The organism is Paenibacillus sp. D51F (assembly GCF_053345695.1).
Genome location: NZ_JBKFAO010000022.1, coordinates 1 through 25,018, shown reverse-complemented (window position 1 = coordinate 25,018; position 25,018 = coordinate 1). Strand labels below are relative to the sequence as shown.

The 25,018-nt window shown below is 57.7% G+C and carries 23 protein-coding genes; 20 read left to right on the top strand and 3 right to left on the bottom strand.

Going from position 1 to position 25,018, the window contains the following annotated elements:
- Positions 1–32: 32 nt before the first annotated feature.
- Positions 33–488 (top strand): DinB family protein, encoded by a 456-nt coding sequence (locus ACLBWT_RS22675; protein WP_447665352.1) that lies wholly within the window; start codon positions 33–35, stop codon positions 486–488.
- Between the two features lie 235 nt (positions 489–723).
- Here the strand turns inward: ACLBWT_RS22675 and ACLBWT_RS22670 are convergent, their stop codons facing one another.
- Positions 724–1,047: an SDR family oxidoreductase gene (locus tag ACLBWT_RS22670; RefSeq protein ID WP_447665351.1), complete on the bottom strand. Its 324-nt coding sequence runs from the start codon at positions 1,045–1,047 to the stop codon at positions 724–726.
- A gap of 394 nt (positions 1,048–1,441) precedes the next feature.
- Here ACLBWT_RS22670 and ACLBWT_RS22665 point away from each other — a divergent pair, with 394 nt between their 5' ends.
- From ACLBWT_RS22665 to ACLBWT_RS22600, 14 genes are all read left to right on the top strand, one after another.
- Positions 1,442–3,205 (top strand): glycoside hydrolase family 13 protein, encoded by a 1,764-nt coding sequence (locus ACLBWT_RS22665; RefSeq protein WP_447665349.1) that lies wholly within the window; start codon positions 1,442–1,444, stop codon positions 3,203–3,205.
- Between the two features lie 353 nt (positions 3,206–3,558).
- Positions 3,559–4,767, top strand: a complete 1,209-nt coding sequence (locus ACLBWT_RS22660) for a branched-chain amino acid ABC transporter substrate-binding protein (protein ID WP_447665347.1) — start codon at positions 3,559–3,561, stop codon at positions 4,765–4,767.
- A gap of 85 nt (positions 4,768–4,852) precedes the next feature.
- On the top strand, positions 4,853–5,836 hold the full coding sequence (locus ACLBWT_RS22655) for a branched-chain amino acid ABC transporter permease (RefSeq protein WP_447665345.1): 984 nt from the start codon (positions 4,853–4,855) through the stop codon (positions 5,834–5,836).
- A gap of 9 nt (positions 5,837–5,845) precedes the next feature.
- Positions 5,846–7,126 (top strand): branched-chain amino acid ABC transporter permease, encoded by a 1,281-nt coding sequence (locus tag ACLBWT_RS22650; RefSeq protein ID WP_447665370.1) that lies wholly within the window; start codon positions 5,846–5,848, stop codon positions 7,124–7,126.
- 22 nt (positions 7,127–7,148) lie between these two features.
- Entirely contained in the window at positions 7,149–7,934 is a 786-nt protein-coding gene (locus ACLBWT_RS22645; RefSeq protein ID WP_447665344.1) for an ABC transporter ATP-binding protein, read from the top strand.
- Entirely contained in the window at positions 7,931–8,635 is a 705-nt protein-coding gene (locus ACLBWT_RS22640; protein WP_447665343.1) for an ABC transporter ATP-binding protein, read from the top strand. Before ACLBWT_RS22645 ends, ACLBWT_RS22640 begins: the two co-directional genes overlap by 4 nt.
- A 92-nt stretch (positions 8,636–8,727) precedes the next feature.
- A complete protein-coding gene (locus tag ACLBWT_RS22635) occupies positions 8,728–9,663 on the top strand; it encodes an ArsR/SmtB family transcription factor (RefSeq protein WP_447665342.1) in 936 nt (311 codons plus the stop codon).
- A gap of 171 nt (positions 9,664–9,834) precedes the next feature.
- Positions 9,835–11,598 (top strand): ABC transporter substrate-binding protein, encoded by a 1,764-nt coding sequence (locus ACLBWT_RS22630; protein WP_447665341.1) that lies wholly within the window; start codon positions 9,835–9,837, stop codon positions 11,596–11,598.
- Between the two features lie 75 nt (positions 11,599–11,673).
- Positions 11,674–12,627 carry an ABC transporter permease gene (locus ACLBWT_RS22625; protein ID WP_447665340.1) on the top strand — a complete coding sequence of 318 codons (954 nt, stop codon included), beginning with the start codon at positions 11,674–11,676 and terminating at the stop codon, positions 12,625–12,627.
- Between the two features lie 17 nt (positions 12,628–12,644).
- A complete protein-coding gene (gene opp4C, locus ACLBWT_RS22620; RefSeq protein ID WP_447665339.1) occupies positions 12,645–13,574 on the top strand; it encodes an oligopeptide ABC transporter permease in 930 nt (309 codons plus the stop codon).
- Between the two features lie 9 nt (positions 13,575–13,583).
- The gene (locus tag ACLBWT_RS22615; RefSeq protein WP_447665338.1) at positions 13,584–14,570 is read left to right on the top strand and encodes an ABC transporter ATP-binding protein; all 987 of its coding nucleotides are present in this window, start codon (positions 13,584–13,586) and stop codon (positions 14,568–14,570) included.
- Complete coding sequence (locus ACLBWT_RS22610; protein WP_447665337.1) at positions 14,563–15,528, top strand: ABC transporter ATP-binding protein; 966 nt, start codon at positions 14,563–14,565, stop codon at positions 15,526–15,528. The genes ACLBWT_RS22615 and ACLBWT_RS22610 overlap by 8 nt, the downstream gene beginning before the upstream one ends.
- Positions 15,529–15,707: 179 nt before the next feature.
- Complete coding sequence (locus ACLBWT_RS22605; protein WP_447665336.1) at positions 15,708–16,673, top strand: acetylxylan esterase; 966 nt, start codon at positions 15,708–15,710, stop codon at positions 16,671–16,673.
- A gap of 131 nt (positions 16,674–16,804) precedes the next feature.
- Positions 16,805–17,608 carry an alpha/beta hydrolase gene (locus ACLBWT_RS22600; protein WP_447665335.1) on the top strand — a complete coding sequence of 268 codons (804 nt, stop codon included), beginning with the start codon at positions 16,805–16,807 and terminating at the stop codon, positions 17,606–17,608.
- A gap of 128 nt (positions 17,609–17,736) precedes the next feature.
- On the opposite strand, the gene ACLBWT_RS22595 is transcribed toward ACLBWT_RS22600, so the two are convergent.
- On the bottom strand, positions 17,737–19,560 hold the full coding sequence (locus tag ACLBWT_RS22595; RefSeq protein ID WP_447665334.1) for a discoidin domain-containing protein: 1,824 nt from the start codon (positions 19,558–19,560) through the stop codon (positions 17,737–17,739).
- 448 nt (positions 19,561–20,008) lie between these two features.
- Between ACLBWT_RS22595 and ACLBWT_RS22590 the strand changes: the two genes are divergently transcribed.
- From ACLBWT_RS22590 to yunB, 3 genes are all read left to right on the top strand, one after another.
- Positions 20,009–20,443: an RrF2 family transcriptional regulator gene (locus ACLBWT_RS22590; protein ID WP_447665332.1), complete on the top strand. Its 435-nt coding sequence runs from the start codon at positions 20,009–20,011 to the stop codon at positions 20,441–20,443.
- A gap of 80 nt (positions 20,444–20,523) precedes the next feature.
- A complete protein-coding gene (locus tag ACLBWT_RS22585) occupies positions 20,524–20,889 on the top strand; it encodes a hypothetical protein (protein ID WP_447665330.1) in 366 nt (121 codons plus the stop codon).
- Between the two features lie 314 nt (positions 20,890–21,203).
- Positions 21,204–22,127 (top strand): sporulation protein YunB, encoded by a 924-nt coding sequence (yunB, locus tag ACLBWT_RS22580; protein WP_447665329.1) that lies wholly within the window; start codon positions 21,204–21,206, stop codon positions 22,125–22,127.
- A gap of 150 nt (positions 22,128–22,277) precedes the next feature.
- On the opposite strand, the gene ACLBWT_RS22575 is transcribed toward yunB, so the two are convergent.
- A complete protein-coding gene (locus ACLBWT_RS22575) occupies positions 22,278–23,300 on the bottom strand; it encodes a M23 family metallopeptidase (RefSeq protein WP_447665369.1) in 1,023 nt (340 codons plus the stop codon).
- A 163-nt stretch (positions 23,301–23,463) separates the two neighbouring features.
- Between ACLBWT_RS22575 and lipA the strand changes: the two genes are divergently transcribed.
- Together lipA and ACLBWT_RS22565 are read left to right on the top strand one after the other, a co-directional pair.
- A complete protein-coding gene (lipA, locus tag ACLBWT_RS22570) occupies positions 23,464–24,360 on the top strand; it encodes a lipoyl synthase (protein ID WP_447665328.1) in 897 nt (298 codons plus the stop codon).
- Positions 24,361–24,394: 34 nt separating this feature from the next.
- Positions 24,395–25,018: YutD family protein (locus ACLBWT_RS22565; protein WP_447665327.1), on the top strand; the 624-nt coding region annotated here is incomplete at its 3' end.

The following is a 25,018-nucleotide window of genomic DNA, read 5'->3' as shown; positions in this document are numbered from 1 at the left end:
AGAATCGATGAGACGAAGAGGAGGGGACCGAAATGAAGACGATCAAGAGCATGATGGACCACATGTACTGGGCGGACGGACGAATCTTGGGCGCGCTCGAGGAGAGCAAGACGAAGAACAAGGACCTTCTGAAGCTGGTTCGGCACATCGCGGTCGCGGAACAAGTCTGGCTGTCCCGATTGCAGGGCAAGGGCAGCGCGCAATATTCGTTGTGGGAGGCAGCGGAAGACCTGTCGGCGATCCAGACGACGTTCGAAGAAAACGCCGAGCAATTTCGCGTCTATATCGAAGGGCTCGAGGAATCCGAGTTGGACGATATGATCGACTATGCGAACCAGAGCGGGGATCCGTTCCGAACGTCCGTCCGGGACATCCTGTTGCAGGTCCTCTTGCATGGTCAATATCACCGGGGACAGATCAACCGGGCACTTCGGATCGAATCGGCAGAGCCTGTCCAAGTCGATTACATTACATTCGCGAGGCTCTAACAGGGCCTATTAATCACGATTGCTCGGAATGGGATTGGCATTGAACGAACGAGACACGGTAGTCCGAATGAGGCAAAGCGAGGAATCCACGAATAAGTAAATTTCTTGGATTGGGTCCAGGTTGGAGTAAAGCGATTATGACGACGCTGTTTTCACACACGTGTAGTTTCACTCGAAAAGGAAAGCTGCAACCCGGCTATTGGCGGAATGCAGGCTTTCCTTTTCGTTAAAGAGTTTATTCATCCGCTTGGATAATCAGCGTATCTAACGCTCCAGGAGCGACGGCGATGACGCGGATGCCATGAGGGGCAAGCTCGAGGGCGGCTGATTTGCTCATCATGATGACGGCGCCTTCGTCGCGTGGTAAGCGAAGGTTCCGGGGGGGTAAGCGAGGGAGCCGAATAACGGATGCCGTATTGATGATGGCTCCTTTGACGCCCAGTTCCTTCACCTTTCGGCCGGCCTCGATGATGCCGTAGGCGACGCCGTGCTGGTTGACGGCAATCGTTTTATGAAAATCGCCGTCGGCCAGATGGCGCTTGGAGTCGGAAGGGAGCATCCCCTTGTGTCGCGTGCTTCCGTAACCATGAAGGACATGAAGCAATTGCCCCTGGTCATCTATCCGGACAAACATCTTGAAGCGATCGTTGCCGCATTGGGGCCGGCGGCCAAGGTGCTGTTCTGAACGAACAACCGCGATGGTCGATCCAGAAGGATTCTCATCTAAGCCTGTAGCTTGTCAGGCCGCGTGACCGCAAGCCGTCCCAAGCGGTCCGCCTGCTGGCGGGAAGGCTTCGCAGGCTGCTGAAGGAGCGCATGCAGGAATAGACGCCCCAACTAGCGTCCATAATGAAAATGAGGCTTTTTCCACTCTTTTAAATTATGCTATAATTGCTTTTATGCAAACGTTTGTACAAAGAAAATCCCGGTCTATAATAGAGGAGACAAGCACCATGCAAACCGCAACCATTAAATGGTGGAAAGAAGCTGTGGCCTATCAGATCTACCCGCGTTCCTTCATGGACAGCAACGGGGACGGAATCGGAGATCTGCAGGGCATCATCTCCAAGCTCGACTACCTCAAGGGGCTGGGCATCGGCATTATTTGGATCTGCCCCGTCTTCAAATCGCCGAATGACGACAACGGCTACGATATTTCCGATTATCAGGACATCATGGCGGAGTTCGGCACGATGAAGGATTTCGATCTCCTGCTGGAAGAAGTGCATGCCAGAGGGATGAAGCTTATTCTCGACCTGGTCATCAACCACACCTCCGACGAGCATCCATGGTTCATCGAGTCGCGCTCCGGCAAGGACAACGAGAAGCGGGATTACTACATTTGGCGCGATCCTGCGGCGGACGGCAGCGAGCCGAACAACTGGGAGAGCATATTCAGCGGCCCGGCCTGGGAATTCGATGAGAAGAGCGGACAGTATTTCATGCATATCTTCTCCCGCCGCCAGCCGGATCTGAACTGGGAAAATCCCGAGGTCCGCAAAGAGCTGTACGGGATGGTCAACTGGTGGCTGGACAAAGGCATCGACGGCTTCCGTGTTGACGCCATCTCGCATATCAAAAAGATTCCGGGACTTACGGATATGCCGAATCCCGACAATCTGAAGTACGTCCCTTCCTTCGACGGGCACATGAACCGCGAGGGAATCCATGAGTTCCTGGAAGAGCTGAAGCAAGAGACGTTCTCGAAATACGATATCGTAACCGTCGGCGAAGCCAACGGCGTCAAGGTCCAGGATGCCGAGGTATGGGTCGGCGAGGACAAAGGCGCGTTCAATATGATTTTCCAATTCGAGCATCTGGGCCTATGGAACAAGAGCGTCGCCGGCGGCATCGATCTGGCGCAGCTGAAGTCTACGCTTACCCGCTGGCAAAAAGGGCTTGAAGGAATGGGATGGAACGCACTGTTCCTGGAAAACCATGACCAGCCGCGCTCCGTGTCCACCTGGGGCGACGACAGCGTCTATTGGAAGGAATCATCCAAGTCGCTGGCTACGATGTATTTCCTGATGCAGGGAACGCCGTTCATCTATCAGGGCCAGGAGATCGGCATGACGAATGTCCAGTTCCCTTCCATCGATGATTACAATGACGTAGCCATCAAGAACCTGTACCGGTTCGAAACGGAAAACGGCATGAGCCATGACGAGATCATGCGGATCATCTGGAAAACCGGACGCGACAACTCCCGCACGCCGATGCAGTGGAGCCGGGAAGAGAACGGCGGCTTCACGTCCGGAACGCCTTGGCTCAAGGTCAATCCGAATTATTCGGAAATCAACGTCCAGCAGGCGATGGAAGATCCGGATTCCATCTACCATCATTACAAGCGCCTGATTCGGCTGCGCACGGAAAATCTCGCCGCCGTATACGGGACTTACGATCTGATTCTGGCCGACCATCCGCAGATATACGCCTATACGAGAACGTATGGAGACGAGAAGCTGCTCGTTCTCTGCAATCTGTTCCCTGTCGATGCGTCCGCGCAGCTTCCTGAGGAATATGCCTTCCGTCCTTCCGAGCTGCTGCTGGCCAACTACCTGACGGATGCCGAAGAAAATATCGCCGGAATCGCGCTGAAGCCTTACGAGTCCAGAGTATACAAGCTGGTCGGCGTGCAGGGGAGCGCGGGCCATACAGATGGAATGAAGCCTCCTGCGGCAGCGGATGGCCATTCGTCCATCATTGAAACCGTCTAGTCCCTAAGCAGTCGTCATGAGCGAAAGACCTTCAACGTCACTGATTGAATCGGAGGACGGCGAGGGTCTTTTTTTCGTTGATTTCATTCGATGTCCCGATAGGATGTGCTAGCAAAACCGGGAAACTGAATAAAATAATCTTCGTTTCAATAATTATCTGAAATTTTATTCCAAAAGATAGATGGTTGACTTTCTGTAACTAATCCTCTATTCCCTATTATGGGAATTATTTTTTTACAAACTGTAAAATGATAGGTTACACCGGATTGCTGAACCTCATCTTCGTAGGTATACTAACCTTGCGTTCGTTATATATATGTTAAGTAATATTACATGAAACGGGAGGACAATGAATGAATTCAAAGGGGATTGGAAAAGGAAAAGGACTTGCCGCGATTGTTCTGGTGATGGCATTGGCTGCAGGATGCGGCTCCGGAAACGGCAATTCGTCATCGAACCAAGAGGGCGGTGCCAAAAGCGGCGGACAGGTCATCAAGATCGCTTCGCAGTCTCCGCTGTCGGGCGGAAGCTCGATTCAGGGAGAGGCGATCAAGCTCGGAGCCCAGCTGTCGCTCGACGACCACAAGGACGAGTTCTCCAAGCTGGGCTTTACGCTAGAGCTGGTCCCGTACGATGACCAGAGCGATGCCAAAAAGGGTGTTGCCAACGCCGAGCAGATCGGCGCCGACCAGGCCGTCGTGGGCGTCATCGGCCATCTTAATTCCGGCGTTTCCATCCCCTCCTCCGTCGTCTATGAAAAATACAATCTGCCGATGATCTCCCCCGCCAGCACGGCGACGGAGTTCACCGACCGCAAGCTCAAGGTGGCCAACCGCGTCGTCGCGCGCGACGACTTCCAGGGCCCTGCCGGAGCCCAATATGCGGTGAAGACGCTGAATGCCAAAAACATCTTCGTCATACAAGACAAGACGGCTTACGGCCAAGGACTGGCCGAAGCTTTCCGGGATGCGGCCAAGGAAGCGGGAGCAACCATCGTCGGGTACGAGGGCATTACGGTCGGGGAGAAGGACTTCAACGGCGTGCTGACGACCGTCCAGAGCAAGAAGCCGGATCTCATCTTCTTCGGGGGGATGTATGCGGAAGGCGCCCTGCTTGTGAAACAGGCGAAGGACAAAGGGATCACAGCTCCGCTCATGGGCGGCGACGCGCTGGATTCCTCCGGCATGGCGGACATCGCGGGACAGGATGTCGCCGGCACTTTGTACAGTTCCGTCGCAGGGGACATCACGAAGTCCAACAAACAGTGGGCGGACAACTATCAGGCGAAATTCAGCAAAGGGCCGGAAGGCTACTCGGTCTATGCCTATGATTCGATGTCGGTCATGCTGGCCGCCGTCAAGAAGAGCATCGAGGACAACGGGGGCAAGCTGCCTGCCCGCGAGAAGATCCGCGACGCGGTGCGGGCGACGAAGGACTTTGAAGGCGTGGCGACCAAAGTGAGTTTTGACGACAAAGGCGACAATCTGTACGCCAAAGTGTTCATTTACAAATTCGAAGGAGCTTCCTATCCGGGCAGCATGATATCGGAGGTCAGCCAGTAACTGCCGGACATGCCGCGCAGGCGTGCGCGATTCCCGCAAGGGATCGTTCCGCGCCTGCTTTTTGAATCGGAGAGGAGCCCATAAGATGAACGACATCCTGCATACGCTTCCCCAGGTGCTGATCGACGGCATGGCGCTCGGAGCGATCTACGCGGTCGTAGCGCTGGGCTACACGATGGTATATGGAATTCTTGAACTCATCAATTTCGCGCACGGAGAAATTTTCATGACGGGCGCTTTCGTCGGCACGGCTGTGCTGCTCGCTGCCCAAGGAACGGGACTCGCCGCAAGCCTGCCGCCCTGGCTGTTCTATCTGCTCATCCTGCTGATCGCGATGATGTTCACCGGCGCGCTCGGGGTGGGCATCGAGCGGGTGGCTTACCGCCCGCTGCGCAAGGCTCCGAAGCTGATCTCGCTCATTGCCGCCTTCGGCGTCTCCTTCGTCCTCCAGGACGTCGTCCGCTTCATCGCAGAGCTGCGGACAGGCAATTATATCGTGAGCAGCAGCTCCATATACGGGGAGCGGATGAGCCTGCGCGCCTCCTCCATCAGCAGCATATTCGGCGATGCCACCGTCAAAACCAACACCCTCATCATTCTCGGCGCCGCCCTGCTGCTCATGGTCGCTCTGGACCGGTTCGTCAACCGGAGCAAATGGGGCGTTGCGATGCGAGCCGTCGCCCAAGACCGCGAGACGGCTTCCCTCATGTCCATCAATGTGAACAAGGTCATCGTCCTGACCTTCTTCATCGGATCGGCGCTCGGCGGAGCTACCGGCGTGCTGTTCGCCCAGCAGTACGGGACGATCGATCCCTATATCGGCTTCATTCTCGGCATGAAAGCGTTCACGGCAGCCGTTCTAGGCGGAATCGGCAACATCCGCGGCGCGATGTTCGGCGGCTTCGTCATCGGCATTCTGGAGATGTTCGCCTCCTCGAACCTCGGGACGCTGACCGGCGGCAGCTTTGGAGCCGAATACAAGGACGTCTTCGCCTTCTCCATTCTCATCATCGTCCTGATCTTCAAACCCGAGGGCCTGTTCGGCAGAGCCGTCAAAGAGAAAGTGTAGGTGGCGGATATGCAAATCAATCCAACCCGCGAGAGGCTTGCCGGCAGCAAGTCCGCGCAGGCAGGGCTTCTAGCTGCTTTTGTCGTCGCGACTTCCGCTGCAGTCTATCTGATGGACAAATCCGTTCTCGCCTTCCTGCTGCTGCTCGGCTCGCTGCTGCTGCTGTATTACACCGGCTTCGGAAACGGCATCAAGTGGGTATCTGCCGGCATCCTGCTGCTGCTGATCATCCCCTTCGCGGCCTCCGGAGGGCCGTCGCACGAGGCTTATATGGAAGTAGCGGCTCAATGCGGCATTTATGTCGCCATGGCGCTCGGCCTCAACATCGTCGTCGGCTTTGCCGGACTCCTGGATATGGGCTTCGTCGCTTTTTTCGCAGTCGGGGCGTACACTTACGGCATCTTTGCCACGGCGCAGGCGAACAACTTCATTTCCGGCAGCCTGTTCCCGCTGCCGGGCGGCAGCTTCTGGATCTTCATCCTGCTGGGCGGCTTCATGGCCGGCATCTTCGGCATTCTGCTCGGTCTGCCCGTGCTTCGCGTCAAAGGCGACTATCTGGCCATCGTCACGCTTGGATTCGGGGAAATCATCCGGATCATCTTCAACAATATGGAAAAGCCGGTCAATATAACCAACGGGGCCATGGGCCTGTCCTCCATCCAGCCGCCGGACTTGTTCGGCTTCAAGTTCACGTTTCCGCATCAATTTTACTTTATCGTGATCGGGATTCTTGCCCTTGTCATCTTCGCGGTCCGCAGGCTGGAGCATTCCCGGCTCGGGCGATCGTGGAAGGCGGTCCGCGAGAACGAGATCGCCGCGCAGTCGATGGGCATCCCCTTGATCCGGACCAAGCTGGCAGCCTTCGCGATCGGAGCTTCCTTCTCCGGAATGATGGGCGTCGTATTCGCAGCCAAGCAGACCTTCATCGATCCGACAAGCTTCACGCTCGTGGAATCCACGACGATTCTTGTCATGGTCGTGCTGGGCGGAATGGGCAGCGTGCCGGGAGTGATTTTGGGCGCGAGCCTCATTACGATCCTGAATCTGCAGGTGCTGACCGAGCTGACGAGCGCGCTGAACGCCCTATCCAACAACGGCTACATCGGGATCCCTACGGCGTTGTCTCCTTCCAAAATGCAGCGGCTTATTTTCGGGCTGATCTTGATCCTGTTCGCGATATTCCGGCCGAACGGCCTGATCCGGGCACGCAACCGCAAAGTCAGTCTGGAATCCGTCGCGGGAAGCGGCGTTTATCCGGCGTCTGCCGGCAGGACGGCAATCCGCAAGTAAATCGTTCGATGGGAGGTGCCTCATGGCGATATTGACGGTATCAAATCTCAAGAAGCGCTTCGGCGGCCTCGTTGCCGTGAATGGGGTTGATTACAGCTTTCCGAAAGGAGAAATATCGGCTGTCATCGGTCCCAACGGGGCAGGGAAAACGACCTTTTTCAATCTGATCACCGGCATCTATGTTCCGGACGGGGGCCGCATCGAGCTGGACGGGAAATCCTTGGTACGGGCAAAGCCGCATGTGATCGCAAAGCTTGGCATCGCGCGGACGTTCCAGAACATCCGTCTGTTCGGAAGCATGAGCGTCCTGGAAAACGTCATGGTCGGCATGCATATCCATCTCAAGTCGGGGATACCTGGCACTATTCTGGGATTGGGCAAAGTGCGGCATGAGGAGCAGGAGGCGAGGCGGGAGGCTTACCGGCTGCTCCAGTATGTAGGCCTTGAAAAGCACTTCAACGAGGAGGCGTCCAGCTTGCCTTACGGCGCGCAAAGGAGGCTGGAAGTCGCCCGGGCTCTTGCCGTCAAGCCGAAGGTGCTGCTCCTGGACGAGCCGGCGGCGGGCATGAATCCGCGCGAGACGACTGAGCTGACCGCGCTGATCCGCAGGATGCAGCGGGAGCTCGAGCTGACGGTCATCCTGATCGAGCACGACATGAAGCTGGTCATGCGCCTGGCCGAGCATATCCTCGTGCTCGACCATGGGGAGAAGATCGCGGAAGGAGGCCCGGCCGCCATCCGCGACAATCCGAAAGTCATCGAGGCTTATTTGGGCAAAAGCGCCGTGGAAGAGGGGATGATGGCATGAGCTTGCTGGAGCTGAACGGGGTGCAGGCCTATTACGGAGGAATCGAAGCGCTGAAGGGAATATCTCTGACCGTCGGCGAAGGAGAAATCGTCACCTTGATCGGATCCAACGGAGCCGGCAAGTCCACCACGCTCAAGTCGATTTGCGGACAGGTCAAAACCTCGGGAGAAATCCGCTTCAAAGGGGAGGGGGTCGCCTCCTGGCTGCCCCATCAGATCGCGGCTGCCGGCATCGCCCACGTCCCGGAAGGCAGACGGATTTTTCCGAAGCTTACGGTCAAGGAGAACCTGGAGATGGGAGCTTTTTCCGTCAAGGACAAAGCTGTCGTCAAGGAAAGGATCGAGCAGGCGTTTGCTTATTTCCCCAGGCTCAAGGAAAGATACCGGCAGGCGGGCGGCACGATGAGCGGAGGGGAGCAGCAGATGCTGGCGATCGCCCGCGGGCTGATGATGAAGCCGGATATCCTGCTGCTCGACGAGCCGTCGATGGGGCTTGCGCCCGTGCTTGTCGATCAGATTTTCGAAATCATCCAGGAGCTCAACGCGTCCGGCATGACGATCCTGCTCGTGGAGCAGAACGCCTACCATGCGCTGCAGATCGCGGATCGGGGCTATGTCATCCAGACCGGGGAAATTACGATGCAGGGCAAGGCGTCCGAGCTCATCGTCGATGAGCAGGTCAAAGAAAGCTACCTGGCATGATACTGATTTTTGGCTTGCAGAACAAATGGGTTTTCGTGTAGAATACGCCCAAACTGGTATCTTCAAGGATAGCGCAAAAAGGGCGTGCCATTATGACCTATCAAGTCCACATCATGTTCAAGCCGCTGCATGAAGCGATGAGCAGTCTGCACGCTTATATATGCCGCAAATCCCATAAAAAGCTGGATCTTCCGTCCTCATGGGCGGCGGAGGTCAGGGATCGGCTCACGCCGGATTTCGCCGCGCTGCTGGACGAGCTGGCGATCGACGCCAACTGGAAGTTCACCTTCTTGCTGATCCACCTGTGTCCGGCGGATGACGTCGCGGGCTTCGTCGCTTGGCTCCGCGGTCTGAGCGCAGGAGAGATGTACGAAATGATGGCGCCGTACAGCAGCCAGTTCCCGGAGGATATGGCGGCGTTCAGGGAGCTGACGGTTTCCGTCTTCTCCCGCTGGCAGGAGCAATATTTCCACTCGGCCGATCCGGCGATCCTGGAAAGGCTGAGGCAAGTAGAGGAGGAGCGGAAAGCCGTCCTGCCCGGGTCGGACAAGAAGGCTTTCGTCGATGAGACGACCAACGGTCTCGTGTTCGAGGCGATGCCGGGACTGGAGGATCTGGTGCTCATTCCCCAGATGCATTTCCAGCCGGTCAATATCATCAGCCATTTCCGCCGGCTTACGATCTGCTACTATTCCGCAAGAATCGATATGAGCGAGGACGACTTCCTCTCCGCCCATGATTTCCGTGTCATCCGAAGCCTCGGCGAGAAGAGCCGGCTCAAGATTCTCCGTTACCTGCATGGAGGGCCGCGCAGCTTCATCGAGATCGTCAGGCATCTGCAGCTGTCCAAGGGGATTACGCATGACCATGTCGGCAAGCTGCGGAGCGCCGGACTCATCCACGCCCATTTTGAAGGGGAGACGCTGACCGTGTACAGCCTGCGGAAAGGGACTCTGGAGAGGATGCAGGCGGCTTTGAAGGCCTATATCGAGGCTGAGCCGCACCCAGCCATTTTAGATTCGATGTGACGATCGACTGGAATGGTTCTTTTTATGGCTTATTTTTTCTTTGTAGGGAGAAAATATTTGAAGTTCTCTCTTTACAGAACCGGATGGGGCTCCTATAATGGGGATAATTCAGTAATTCATACTTAATCAATCGGAATTATACTCTGCTATTCGATTGAGCGGGAGGGTCTTATGAAAAAAAGAATGAAAGTCTCTGCATCCATCTCCGTTTTGCTGGCGGGAGCGCTGCTGCTGTCCGCATGCTCGGACAACAGCGGCAACGTAAACAACGCCGCCGATGGAGCATCGGGAACGACGAATACAGCCGTGAACGCTGGCGCGGACAATGCAGGCGGCGCTTCAACGGACGGCGCAGCGGGTGTCATCCAAGCAGCCGATCTATCCAAGCTGCCGGCGACAGCCAAGCAGCGCACCGACACGATCATCGTCGGCTTGACCGACCCGAGCGGCGCCTTCACGCCTTACTTCCAGCAAAGCGGTTACGACGGCAACGTGTCCTCGCTGCTGTACACCCCGCTCGTTCTCGTGAACGACAAGGCGGAGCCGGTTCCGGGCCTGGCCGAGAAATGGGAAGCCTCCGAGGACGGCCTGACGTATACGTTCCATCTTCGCCAAGGGCTGAAGTTCAGCGACGGCTCGCCGCTTGCGGCCGAAGACGTCGCCTTCACCTGGACGATCCTGAACGACAAGTCCTATGACGGCGATTCGCAGGTCAACACGCTCGGCATCAAAGGCGCAGAGGCCTACAAAGAAGGCAAGGCCGCTTCGATCGAAGGCATCAAGGTCGCGGATCCGCAGACGATCAGCGTCACGCTGGAGAAGGCCAATGCAGCCGCGCTGACGACGCTCGGCGGCGATGTGCTGTCCAAGGCGTACTACGGCAAGGACTACAAACAAGGCGACACCGGCTATATGAAGTCGTTGAGCGCCACTCCGGTCGGCACCGGGCCTTATAAGCTGGTCAAGTTCACGCCTGGGCAGGAAGTGCGCTTCGCAGCCAATGAGAACTACTACGGCGACAAGCCGAAAACGCCGAATTTCATCTACAAAACATCCGAAGGCGACACTTGGCAGTACCTGGAAACCGGAGAGGTCGACTATGCCTCCTTCAGCGCCACCCAGGAAAACATCGACAAGCTGAAGTCTCTCGGATTCGTGAATATCGTTCCGTATACGCCAAGCACCTACGGTTATCTGCAGGTGAATCTGGAGCATGAAGCTCTCAAGGACAAAAAGGTGCGCCAGGCGCTGACCTACGGCCTCGACCGTCAAAGCATCTACGTGGATGCGGCGCAGGGAGCGGGCAGCATCGCCAACATTCCTTCGTCCCCGATCTCGTGGGCGTACACGGAAGAAGGCATCAACCCGTACAAATACGACCTGGACAAAGCGAAATCGCTGCTGGATGAAGCCGGCTGGAAAGAAGGCGCCGGCGGCATCCGCGAGAAGGACGGCAAGAAGCTGACGATCCATTATCTCGGCTCCAAGAGCAAGAACACGGATATCTTCATCGCCGTAGCCAAAGAGAACTATCAGGCGCTCGGCGTGGAATTCCAGCCGGAAATCTTCGCCGACTTCAACTCTCTCGTCTCCAAGGTGGAAGGCGGGGATTACGATCTCGTCTCCTTCTCGACGCCGATGCTTACGGATCCTTCGGATGGCCTGATGCAGTTCGTGGACGGAGAGGTCAAAGGCTACAGCAACCCGAAATTCACCGAGCTGTACAAAAAAGGCCTGGAGACGACCGACATCGAGCAGCGCAAAGCGATCTACAAGGAAATCTACCAGCTGCTGAACGACGAGCTTCCGGTCATCTTCACAAGCTACAAGAAGAGCGTGTACGCATACAATGCCCGGATCGAGAATTTGGCTGTGAGTCCGTTCTACGGCCTGGCAACGAGTCTGCCGCAATGGTCGCTCAAGGACGTGCAGTAATCGTTATGCTCGGATAAAAGAATCCATCCCCTGCCGGACTGAACGCGGCAGGGGATGACCTGTTAAGGAGCCGATATGAGCACATATTTGATCCGCCGCCTGAGCTATATGATTCTGATCCTGCTGGCAGCCTCCTTCCTGATCTTCTCGCTGTATGCCCTGACGCCAGGCGACTTCATCAGCGGGAACATCAAGCTGACGCCGGAGCGGAAGGCAGAGCTGCGCGAGATTTACGGCCTCAGCAAACCGCTGATGGAGCGGTACTTCACCTGGATGGGCAACGCCCTGCACGGCGACTTCGGCTACTCGCTCGCGCAGCAGAAGCCGGTGCTGACGATATTCAACGAGTATATCTGGAATTCGTTCCTGCTCGCCGTCGTATCCACCTTCCTCACCTGGTTCATCGCCGTCGTCATCGGCGTCATCGCGGCGTACAAGCAGTATTCCTGGTTCGATACGCTGGTCATGCTGGTCATATTCGGAGCGATGTCGATTCCGTCTTTCTTCATCGGCCTGTTCCTGATCAAGATTTTCGCGGTCGATCTCCACTGGCTGCCGCCGGGAGGCATCACGACGACAGGCAGCAATGCGGCCGGATGGGATTATGCGCTTGAGGTGCTCCGCCATATGACGCTGCCGGTCGCCGTCATGACGCTGCTCGGCCTTGGCTCTCTGACGAGATACTTCCGCAGCAACATGATCGATGTCCTCAAGCAGGACTATATCCGTACCGCACGGGCCAAAGGGCTGACCGAGCGCAAGGTGCTGTTCACCCATGCGCTGCGCAACGCCCTGCTGCCGGCGATCACGCTCGTTGGCTTCGAGCTGCCGGCTCTGTTCGGAGGCTCGCTCATCATCGAGAGCATCTTCAACTGGCCGGGCATCGGCCAGCTGTACATGAAGTCGTTCGGCTTGCGCGATTATCCGCTGCTCATGGGCTTCACGATGTTCCTGGCCGTTCTGACCGTCATCGGAACGCTGCTGTCCGACATTCTGTACCGCGTGGCGGATCCGCGCGTCAAACTATAGGAAGGAGGCTGCCATCCATGTCACTTGCAAAAGGCGAGCTCGCCGGACCGGGCAAGGCGAAAGCGAAAGCGGCGGCGAAATCCTCGCTCTGGGGCGATTCGCTCCGCAGGCTTCTGAAGAACAAGCTGGCCGTATTCGGCTTCGCCGTCGTCGTCTTCATGTTTGCGGTCTGCTTCCTCGGCCCGATGTTCTCTCCGTACGCGGACAACAAGATCAATATGGCGCTGATGAACAAGGCTCCCAGCGCCAAGCATTGGCTCGGCACCGACGCGCTCGGCAGGGATGTGCTGACCCGCGTGCTCCAGGCGGGCCGCATCTCGCTCACGGTAGGACTGGCATCCATGGTGCTGTCCGTCTTGCTGGGCGGCTTGCTCGGCATCATCGCAGGTTATTACCGCGGCGTAGCCGATCAGATCATCATGCGGATCGCGGATCTGCTGCTGACGATTCCCAGCCTTCCCTTGCTCTTCATCGCAGGAGCGCTCCTCTCGGAATGGAAGGTTCCTCCCGACTACCGGATGTACATCGTCATGATCATGCTGGCGATCGTCGGCTGGCCGGGCCTGGCCCGCATGGTCCGGGGCCAGATCCTCAGCCTCCGGGAACGCGAGTTCATGCAGGCGACGACGGTGCTCGGCCTGCGCAGCCGCCGCAAGCTGTTCAACCATCTGTTTCCCAATCTGGTGCCGCTTCTGATCGTCATCGCCACGCTGAATATCGGCGGCGCGATTCTCAGCGAATCCGTACTCAGCTTCTTCGGCCTCGGCGTCACGCCGCCGACTCCGACCTGGGGCAACATGATCGACGCGGCCAACAACATGATCGATTTCGAGAAGCGTCCTTGGCTGTGGATTCCGCCGGGTCTCTCCATCTTCGTGACGGTAGTCGCCATCAATATTTTCGGTGACGGACTGAGGGACGTTCTGGACCCGAAAAAGGGAAGGTAGGTGCGGGTCGTGAAAGACTTGCTGCATATCGAGCAACTGAAAACGCATTTCAGCACGGAAGCCGGCACGGTGCGGGCCGTCGACGGAGTCAGCCTGCATGTGCGGGCCGGCGAAACGGTCTGCATCGTCGGCGAGTCCGGCTGCGGCAAAAGCATTACGGCGATGTCGGTCATGGGATTGGTGGAAGGCCCGTCCGGCAAAGTCGTCGGAGGCGCCATCGAATTCGACGGGCGCGATCTGCTTGCCATGAAGGCGAGCGAACTGCGCACCGTGCGCGGCAACGATATCGCCATGATCTTCCAGGAGCCGATGTCTTCGCTCAATCCGGTGCTCAAGATCGGCGAGCAGATCGTCGAGCCGCTGATGGAGCATCGCAAGCTGAGCCGGAAGGAGGCGCGGGCGCGGGCGATCGAGCTTATTGCTCTCGTCGGAATCTCGCGGCCGGAGCAGATCATGGAATCGTATCCGCATGAGCTGAGCGGCGGCATGCTGCAGCGCGTCATGATCGCGATCGCGGTGTCCTGCGAACCGAAGCTGCTGATCGCCGACGAGCCGACGACCGCTCTTGACGTAACGATCCAGGCTCAGATCCTGGACCTGCTGCGCAGCCTCAAGGATGAAGGCGGGATGTCGATCCTGCTCATCACGCATGATCTCGGCGTCGTCGCGGAGATGGCCGACTACGTCGTGGTCATGTATTCCGGCAAGGTCGTCGAGGAAGGCGAGGTCGTCGAGCTGTTCAACCATCCGAAGCATCCGTATACGCAAGGACTGCTGAAGTCCAAGCCGATCATCAACCAGCGCAAGGACACGCTTTATTCCATTCCCGGACAAGTTCCGAATCCGCTCGAGCTGACGGAATCCTGCTACTTCCACGATCGCTGCGAGCATTGCATGGCGATCTGCGTGACCCAGGAGCCGAAGCTGAAGGATGTCGGGCAAGGCCAGAAAACGGCTTGCTGGCTGTATGAAGAGGGGGCGCTGGCCCATGTCTGAGGCTTTGCTGGAAGTGCGGAACTTGAAGAAATACTTTCCGATCAAGGCCGGGGTGCTGAACCGCACCGTCGGACATGTCAAGGCGGTGGACGACATCAGCCTGACGATCTCTCCGGGCGAAACGTTCGGGCTTGTCGGCGAGTCCGGCAGCGGCAAAAGCACGGTCGGCAAAACGATCGTGCGGCTGACGGAAAAAACGGATGGCGAAGTCCGCTTCAAGGGGCAGAATCTGTATGATCTTCCGTCCGAGAAGCTCCGCAGGCTGCGCCCCGAGCTGCAGCTGATCTTCCAGGATCCGTACAGCTCGCTCAATCCCCGCGTGCGGATCGGCGATGCCATCGGCGAGGCGCTGCTGGACCACGGCCTGGTGCCGAGGGAGGAAATCCGCGATCGGGTGCAGGAGGTTCTGGCGTCCTGCGGGCTGTCGGCGTACCATATCGACAGGCTGCCGCATGAATTCAGCGGCGGGCAGCGCCAGCGGATCGGCATCGCCCGCGCGCTCGCGCTGAATCCGGATCTCATCATCGCGGACGAGCCGGTGTCGGCGCTCGACGTCTCCATCCAGGCGCAGATCATCAACCTGTTCCGCCATCTGCAGGAGACGAGGAACCTTTCCTATCTGTTCATCTCCCACGATCTCAGCGTGGTGGAGCATTTGTGCAACCGGATCGGGGTCATGTACCTCGGCTCGATGATGGAGACGGGCACGCGGGACGAGCTGTTCCTCACGCCGCTCCACCCGTATACGAAGGCTCTGCTGTCCGCGGTTCCGGTGCCGATTCCGAAGCTGAAGCGGGAGCGGATCGTGCTGCGGGGGGATATTCCGAATCCCGCCAACCCGCCGTCCGGCTGCAAATTCCATACGCGCTGTCCGCTGGCCGTCGAGCGCTGCAAGCTTGAGGTGCCGGAGTTCCGCCATATGGGCGGAGAGCATTACGTGGCCTGCCATTTGGCCTGACGGGGCGCTCCATGATCAGAATCGCCTTTCCCCTCGAGATGAGGTTGGAGGGGCGATTTTTTTGTCGATCCCGCAACGCTCCATGCGGCTGAAGCTGCTGCCAAGGAGGACTCGCGGCGCAGGAGTCGAATGTTGAAAGCGACGATGGTTATCGATTGCGAAGGGAGCATCAAGTCAGTATGGGTTATATCGAAAAAGCAACCAAGGAGCTCTACGGCTATTTGCCCGAGCTGACCAAAAAAGAAGATTTCGACGCCTTCTGGTATCAGACTCTGAATCAGGCCAAGGCGGTGCCGCTGCAGCCGCAGCGGACGCAGATCGACTATCCGAGCCGGCATGTCGGCGTCTACGATATTTCTTACAACGGAATGGACGAGACCTCCATCCGGGGATGGCTGATCGTTCCGCATTTTCTGAAGAAGGAAAGCTATCCCTGCCTCATCCATTATCATGGCTTCTCGGGAAGCAGAGGCGAGCCGTCGGATCATATGCATTGGGCGATGATGGGCCTTGCCGTGCTCTCCGTCGATTGCCGCGACCAGGGCGGACCGACCGGGAACAGCGCCTCCTATACGCATGGCTTTGTCGGGAACGTCGCCGTCAAAGGCGTCCATGACAAGATGGAATACTACTATCGGCATGCCTATATGGACTGCCTCAAGGCGATCGACTTCGCCTGCGCCCAGGCGGAGATCGATCCCGCCCGCATCGTCATCGAAGGCGTCAGCCAGGGCGGGGCGCTCGGGATGGCGGTGTCGGCTCTGGACGACCGGCCAGCGGCAGTCCTGGTCGACGTTCCGAGCAACAGCAATCTAGAGGCCCGCGTCGAGGGCTGCCATGGCGCCTTCGGCGGCGTCACGGAATATTTGAAGCGGCATCCGGAGCAGACGGATCTCGTCCTGGACAATCTGAGCTACTTCGACACGATGAACATGGCCGACCGCATCCATTGTCCGGTGCTCGCTTCGGTCGCCCTCAAGGACGAGGTCTGTCCGCCGCAGATGTATTTCGCAACCTATAACCGGATTCGGACGGAGAAGGAAATGAACATCTATCCGTTCAATGGCCACGAGGGCGGCGGGTCGAGGCAGACGGAGGCCAAGCTGGCCTATTTGCAGCGGAAGTTTCCGGATTGGTTTCAATAGACCAGGTTGGGAAAGACTCGCGGGGAAACAGCTTCATGCAAGAACGAATTTCAATTGTCTCTACTTAAGTAGAACCATGATATTGCAGGAGAAAAAAGGAGAGATGGCTTGTGAGGAGCGACAATCGCCAGATGATTGAATTATGGCCGTCCGGAGCGCCGCTGGCGGCTGGCGACGGCGAGGAAGACCGTCCGGCGCTGGCGCCTTACCTGGTTGAGGGAGCTGGAAGCGCCGTCGTTGTATGCCCTGGCGGCGGTTATGGGATGCGGGCGGAGCATGAAGGCGAACCGATCGCTCTATGGTTGAACACTCTTGGCATCTCTGCTTTTGTGCTTCGTTATAGAGTCGCGCCTTATACCTATCCGTCCCCGCAGGACGATGTGCAGCGGGCTATTCGCCATGTACGTCATCATGCGCCGGAATGGGGCCTCGAGCCGGATCGAATCGGCGTGCTCGGCTTCTCCGCGGGCGGGCATCTCGCCGCGACCGCGGCGACTCTGTACGATGACGGACAGCCGGATGCTCAGGATCCGGAGGACCGGATATCGAGCCGGCCGAACGCAGCCATCCTTTGCTATCCGGTCATCTCGATGGACCTCGCCTATACCCACGAAGGGTCTCGCATCAATCTGCTCGGCCTTGATCCCGATCCGGCGCTGGTGGAACGGCTCAGTCCGAATCTTCAAGTAAACGCAGACACTCCGCCAGTGTTTCTTTGGCATACATCCGACGATGGCGCCGTCCCGGTAGAGAACAGCCTGCTGTTTGCTGCCGCTCTCAGCCGCGCCGGCGTGCCGTTCGACCTGCATGTCTATGAAAAGGGACGGCACGGAATGGGCCTCGCGGATGAAGATCCACATGTGGCGAGCTGGCATGCAGTTTGCGGACTTTGGCTCCAGCGGCAAGGCTTTGGGCAGTCGGGCAGTGCTTTGTAGCTTCGGTTTCTTGCGCGAAAATGAAGTCCAAGCCGAACAGGCCCGCATGCGCGGGCCTGAAGGCAAGGAGAAAGTTTGTGTCCGGACGTTTTACGTCCATTCAATTGCTGGAGAGGCGATGCGCATGATTACTTCCAGCCCGGCATCTCATCGAGCGTCAGCACGTTGGCGGCAGCGTAAATGCCCGGGAGCGTGCTTCGATTGTCCTCGATGAAGTCCGGCCAGAGCATGGCGTAAATCCATTTGTTCTGGCTGGCGAGCAGCGAAGCGGAAGGCATGAACTGGCATTCTCCGATCGCGATCGGCTTCCCTCCCGACACTCGCAGCATCGTATTGTAATTCGTCGTGGTATACCCCGTATTGTAGACGTCCAGAGAAGCGATATCGAAATAGGAAGTACCCGGATTGTAGGCGTCGATTTCCGTGCTGAGATTGGAGAAGTCCTGGATATTCCAAACCCAGATGATGTTCTCCAGTCCTTTCGTATTCGTCAAATAATCATGGGTGATCTGGTACAGCTTGGCGGTTCCGTTCGACCCCTTGTGGCAGGACCACCAGAAGACGCATTGGTTCATCTCGTGGAAGGGACGGAACAGAACGACGACATTGTTGTTCTCCAGGTCCTGCAAATACGTCGACAACGTGTCGAGGCGGCCGATCCACGCATTGTACAGGCTCGTTCCCGGCGTCGTGAGCTGGGTGAATTGGGCGTCGGTCAGCTTGGCCGGGTTCGCTCCGCCGATGTCGTCCCAGCTGCAATATTCGTCGCGGGTCGGCGCGCAGGCATGATACATCAGGGTGACGAGCGCGCCTTTGTTGAACTGGTTTTTGGCTTCGTTGATCATCGTCTGGCGCTTGTCGACGGCTCCGCTGCCGAAGCCGAAGTCGCCGCCCCACAAGGATGGCGTGCGTCCGGCGATGGACGCGACGGTGTTGCTGTCGCTTGTCGGCGTGCCGGCGTTTTTGTTCTCGATGCCGACGATCGTATGGTTGCCGGAGATTCCGTTCAGGTAATCCAGAACGCGCTGCTTGACGGCCGCGACGCCGGTGCCGCCGCCTCCCCCTGCGCTGCTGTAGACTTCGAATTCATAGAGGGAGAAGCCGTAGGTCGTAGCGCGCTGGATCAGATATACCTTGACGTAGCGGGCTGTCGTGGGAGAGAAGGTGATCGTATTGGTGCCGCCTGTGCCGCTGTAATTGGAGTAAACGGTCGTCCAGGAGCTGTTGTCGGTCGAGGTCTGGACCTGGAACTGCTTGGCATAAGCCGCTTCCCATTTCAGCACGACTTTGGCGATGCTTTGCTGGGAGCCGAGATCGACATAGATGTACTGTTGGTCGGCATAGGAAGAGCTCCAGCGTGTGGAAGCGTTGCCGTCGACCGCATAGGAGGCCGGAGTGGTGGAATCCTCAGTCGAGGAGACAGAGACCGGCTTGCCGAGGGCGAGATTTCCTGCAGAAGAGCTGCCGCCATCGTCGCCGTAAATTTCAAATTCATAAAGGGAGTAGCCGTAGGCGGTCGCGCGGGTGAAGGCGTACATTTTCACATAGCGGGCGTTGGCGGAGAAGGTGATCGTGCTGTTGCCGCCTGTGCCGCTGTAATTGGAGTAGACGGTCGTCCAGGTCGCATTGTCGTTCGAGGTTTGAATCTGGAAGCCTTTGGCGTAAGCGGCTTCCCAGCGCAGCACGACGCTGGAGATGGAGCGGGCCGCGCCGAGATCGACGATGATATACTGCTGATCGTTCGTATTGGACGACCAGCGGGTGGATGTATTGCCGTCGACGGCGTTGGAGCCGCCGTATTCGGAGCTTTGGACCGAGGAGACCGTAACCGGCTTGCCAAGCGCCAGATTGACCGTTGCGGCTTTGGCGGAAGGGGAGTTGACGGCTCCGAGCGCGATAGAGATCAGAATGAGCGCAATAGCGCACAGCCAGGCGGAGCGGGAAATGGACACGTTACAAAACCTCCTGAAGATTGATTGGCCATGCCTTGGCTTAAATGCCGAATCATGCTGCTGACTTTAAATCGGCAGCGGCTGCTTTCGATGAGAAGCCGGCGGCTGCGCCTCAAGGCGATTCGATAAGCGGAGTCACCTCCTTTCAGATTTTCTGAATACGCTTCCATATTTCAACAATAGTATAGAATTCAATTAAAATTTCTGCAACAATTTAATTTTGTATAATTCCAATTCGAATTATGCTCGCAGCGTCAATAAAACGAATGCTTGGCATCCAAACTTCTTCAATTACCGCCGGCTGGGTGTTGGACGAGATTCGGCTTGAACGCTCCTGTGAGCGACAGCAGCTGCGCATAGGCCATTGAATCGGCTTTGCTGATTCAGTTGACTTCGACAACTGTTACCTGTAGAATAACAGTAAGCTTGCAGAGGGGAGAGGATATGGATGAACAGTGAATTCACGATTGCCGTGCATAGCCTCGTCTATCTGGCATACCGTCCTGACCGGATGGCGACGAGCGAAGCGATTGCGAACAACGTGAATACGCATCCCTCCCGAGTCCGCAAGGTGATGAGCTGCTTGAAAAAGCGGAATTACGTCGTGACCAAGGAAGGGCTGGGCGGCGGCTATATCCTTCATTGCAGCCCGGAGAGCGTAACGCTTGCCGAAATTTATCGGGCGACCTCCATCGGAACGATGAAGCCTTCGTGGTGCTCCGGTACCGTAGAAGGAGACTGCCTTGTCGCCTGCAATATGGCGAGCGTCATGGACGTCATCTTCATGGAGACCGAGGAGAAGCTGCTTCAGCATCTGGAAAGCATGACGATCCGCGACGTGCTGGACCGCATCAAGTCCGCCCAGACCGCAGCGCTAGGCTAGGCTGCCAGGCGCTGATGCGGAGCTGTTTTACGAGCTAACTGTCACTTTTTTGAATATAGATTCTGGGGAGGCATGGGAAAATGAGTTCAGTAGATTACCTTATCGGCATGGGGGATTGGGTCAGCGGGACCACAGTCATGGATGAACGCTTCATCGGTTATATCGATTCGGTCGACTCCGACACCTGCCGGATCCACGTTACCCAGAGCGACCGCGAACGCATCATCGGCAAAAAGGTCGGGGCGAGGACATCGAAGGTGCGTAAGCTGGATGTCCATGAGCCTGCAACCGAAGCGGAACTGAGGAGCTTGATCGAGCTGGCGCTGATGACCAAGGACGAGGGCTGGTTCAAGGATCTTGCCTCCCGTCTGTCCGGCGACGATGAAAATGCGGCATCTAGCCCGGCTTTCGGAAATCCCGTACATCGCTTCGCTGTCTATGAATGAGGGCGGCAGCCGTTAAAAATGGACTGCCAGTTGTTCAGGCTGGCGGCGATGATCCCGGGCAAGCCCCTGTCTGCAGCTTGCAGGCAGGGGCTTTTCGTCTCTAACTAGGCCAGCCGGCTTGCAGGCAGGGACTTTTCGTCTCTGACCAGGCCAGCCGGTCGGCTGGCCTTTTTTCTTTTGGCGAGGGCTGGATTGAATTTTCTCTCCTCGATGGCTGAGCGATCTTCATGCTGAAATCCCTGCATTGTCCTTCTGATTGCGGCCTTGTACGCATAGGCTGTAGCAAAAGCGAACGAAGCCGGGAGGGATGGCCAGTGGCCCGATGGGGAAGGCGAGTCAGATGGAAAATGCCGGTTGCTCCGGCCAAACGAATGCGCATGGCCAAGCCGCGTGCTTCTGGAGGCTGGAGGCCGGGAGCTTCCAAGCCGTCCGCGCAGTGGAGGCCGTCGGCCCGGACGACCTCACGGAGAATAAGCATTGCCCGAGTTCAAGGGTGGACTCCTCCATCCGTTCCCCATCCGCGCAGAATCCGCAAACGGTGGTGGCTGCTGTTCCTGGCCCTTCTCGTTCTGGCCGGCACGGTGAACGCTTACGTGTTCGTCGAAAGGAAGCTTCAGCCCCCTCTGATGAGAGTGGCGCAGATCAAGGTGAAGCAGATCATGACCGAAGCGATCAACAAGGCGATTACGGAGCAGGTGGCTTCCGGAACGGATCTGCAGAACCTGATCGATTGGAAGACAGGCGACAACGGCAAGATAGCCGCTTTCATGATGAATTACAACGAGCATATGAAAATAACCGCGCAAACGGTCCAGACGGTGCAGAGCACGCTGAAGGGCAGCGACAAATTCAAGGAAGGCATTCCGATCGGCCAGGCTTTCGGAAGCGCGCTGCTTGCTTCCTTCGGTCCGCGCATTCCGATCCGCTTCGAGCCGCTCGGAGACGCTCAGGTAGAGCTGGGCACTCGCAAAAGCGATGCCGGCATCAATATGGTTCTGGTTGAAGTCTATATCCGGATCAAAACCGAGCTGTCCGTCATCATTCCGTTCGATTCCAGCTCCCAGTCTCTGGAGACGGAAATCCCGGTCTCTTATCTGATGGTAGTCGGCGATGTTCCAAGCTATTATTACGATGGCAAAGGCAATCCGGTCGGCGACGCCAAAGCTTCCGCGCCTGCTCTCGCCCTGCCTCCCATCCCGACGGACCCGGACACGGGCGGCGGCTCCGGGCAGCATTGAGCGAGTGGGGGACATAACCATCCAAGGAGAAGCTCCGGATTCGCTGACTCCAGATTCAGCCAACGGCATTAGCGAGCCGTAACTATTGGCGGACCAACAAAACAAAGCAGGCAAAGGCTAAAGAGCCTTCCGCCTGCTTTGTTTGCTGGATCATTTCCCTTTCGCCTTCTTGGCTTTTAACTCCTGCCGTTCCCACTGCTTCAGCAGCGGATATGGGTCGAATGCCCATTCCACCATGCCTCGGTCACGATAAATGCCGTAATGCAAATGCGGCGGGAATTTTCCCGATGTGCCGGGCTTGCCGTATCCGGAGCTGCCGACCCAGCCGAGCGTCTGGCCGGGCGTCACGGCTTGTCCGGTTTTCAGCGATTTGTCGAAGCCGGACAGGTGGGCGTAATAGTGGTAGCGGTTCTCGGCGTCGCGGATTCCGATTCTCCACCCTCCGTAATTGTTCCAGCCCATGTTCTCCACGATGCCGTAGCAGGTGCTTCGTACAGGAAGGCCGTAGTCGGCGAAAATATCCGTTCCTTCGTGAATCCGATGGCCTCCCCAGCCGCGCGCGGTGCCCCAGGTGCTGCGATAGGAATAATTGGTTCCAACGGGAACGGGAAACGCGCTTCCGGACAGATCAACCCTGCCGTATGTCTTGTATAGCTGGGCGAACTGGCTCACCCGCTGGACGGCCCGGATATTGTGGTAGTATTCCCACACGCCGATGACGAAATCGTCCGGTGCTGTTCCATATTTGGCGATCGCGGCCGATTGGGAGTACAGCAGATCGAGGTCGCTGGCCGGATCGGCCTTCCCGTCTCCGTCCCCGTCCTTGCCTATTCCGCCAAAGACGAGGATGGAATCGGGATTGCGGTCGTCGACATCGGGGTTGAGAGCGCCCGTCCACTGCTCCGGGGTTACATATACGCCAGCCCATTTCCCTAATTTTGGCCTTGATTTGGGACGGGCTTTGCCGAGTGTCCGCTCGTATTGGTCGAGGGCGGCGACTTGCTCCCATGCCAGTCCGGTAAGGAGAGCCATCCGGGCGTATACCGGCTTGCGCTCTTCATTGTAGGACGCTTCCACAGCCTGATCCTGCCCGGCGGATTCCGGCACGGCTGCGGCGGATACGGCTCCGGCGCCTGCGGACAGCAGCAAAATAGAGGCCGCCGCGAACATCATTATTTTCAACACGGTATTCCTCCTCCACGGCAAAATGAAGCTTTGCCCTAGGTTCTGCACGGCGATTGGTTTTTATCCGAAACATGTTATAATAGATGACAGTTTGACGGTATCGTACCTTATACGCGATTTATGAGCTATTTACAGGAAAGCAGGGGATTTCATGAGTACGAGAGCTCCCAAGCCGAAGCTCCCGAAGCCGGAATGGCTGAAGATCAAGCTGTCGACGGACGGCAACTATGCTGAGCTTAAAGATATGATGCGTTCCAAGACGCTGCATACGGTATGCGAGGAAGCTCGCTGCCCCAATATTTACGAATGCTGGGCCAACCGCACGGCTACCTTCATGATTCTGGGCGATATCTGCACGCGCGCCTGCCGCTTCTGCGCGGTCAAGACGGGCCTGCCGACGGAGCTCGATCTCCAGGAGCCCGAGCGCGTGGCGGAAGCTGCGGAGCAGATGGGACTGCGCCACTGCGTCGTCACCTCCGTTGCACGCGATGACCTCTCCGATGGCGGCGCGATGATTTTCGCCGAGACGATCAAAGCCATCCGCAAGCGGCTCCCTCTCTGCAGCGTCGAAGTCCTCATCCCCGATTTTCTCGGGAAGCGGGAATCGCTGCAGACGGTCATGGACGCCAAGCCGGACATCCTCAACCACAACATCGAAACGGTCGAGCGCATGTCTGACCGCGTCCGGGCTCGCGCCAAATATGCCCGTTCGCTGGAGCTTCTGAAGCGCGCCAAGGAAATGAATCCCGACATTCCGACCAAGTCCAGCATCATGCTGGGCGTCGGAGAAAAATACGAAGAAATACTGGCTTCAATGGACGATCTGCGCGCCGTGGACTGCAATATCCTGACACTTGGCCAGTATCTGCAGCCGTCCTCGAATCATTTGGCTGTCGAACGCTACGTGCATCCGGACGAGTTCAAGCAGCTCAAGGAAGAAGGAATGGCGCGCGGCTTCAGCCACGTGGAATCCGGTCCTATGGTGCGCAGCTCCTACCATGCGCATGAACAGGTGAAATCCGCAACTGGAGCGGCTGCAGGCGTCTAAGCAGCAGCCGCCTGCCCGCGAGGAGGGTACGGACTTGATATTCGTCGGCACGAGAAAGTACGAGCTTATCCATGAGCACAAAACCGCCTGGAATGCGGAGGTGTTCCGCGATCGCTACAGCGACATCCTGGAGCGCTACGATTATATTCTCGGCGACTGGGGCTACAGCCAGCTGAGGCTCAAGGGCTTCTATCGGGACGATAGCCCCAAAGCGAACCGGGATACCGCATTTTCCGCCATCATGGAATATGTCAATGAATATTGCAATTTCGGGTGCGCTTACTTCATCTTGGAGCTGAAGGAGCCGCTCAGCGCCGATCCGGACGCTCCTCCCGAGGAGCCGGGTCCGGACGACATCGTGATCGTGCCTGGCGTGCGCCGATTCGAAGAGGACAGCTACAGCCGTCCGCCGGCAGCTGATCGGCGCGGCCGCGGCGACCGCTCTTCCGGCAAGCGCGGCAACGATCAAGCCGACGGATCCGATGCGAAGCAAGGCGAAGCCGCTGCGGAAGCCGGCGGGGCCGGGGAAGCCGCAGCCGCCACCGAGCGGCGCGGCTCGCGCCAGAGCCCGCAGGGCGGACGCCAGGGCGGCGGCAAGCGCCAAGGCTCCGGCGGCGAGCGCCGCGGACCGCGCCGCGATGCCGCCGCGCCGGCTGCG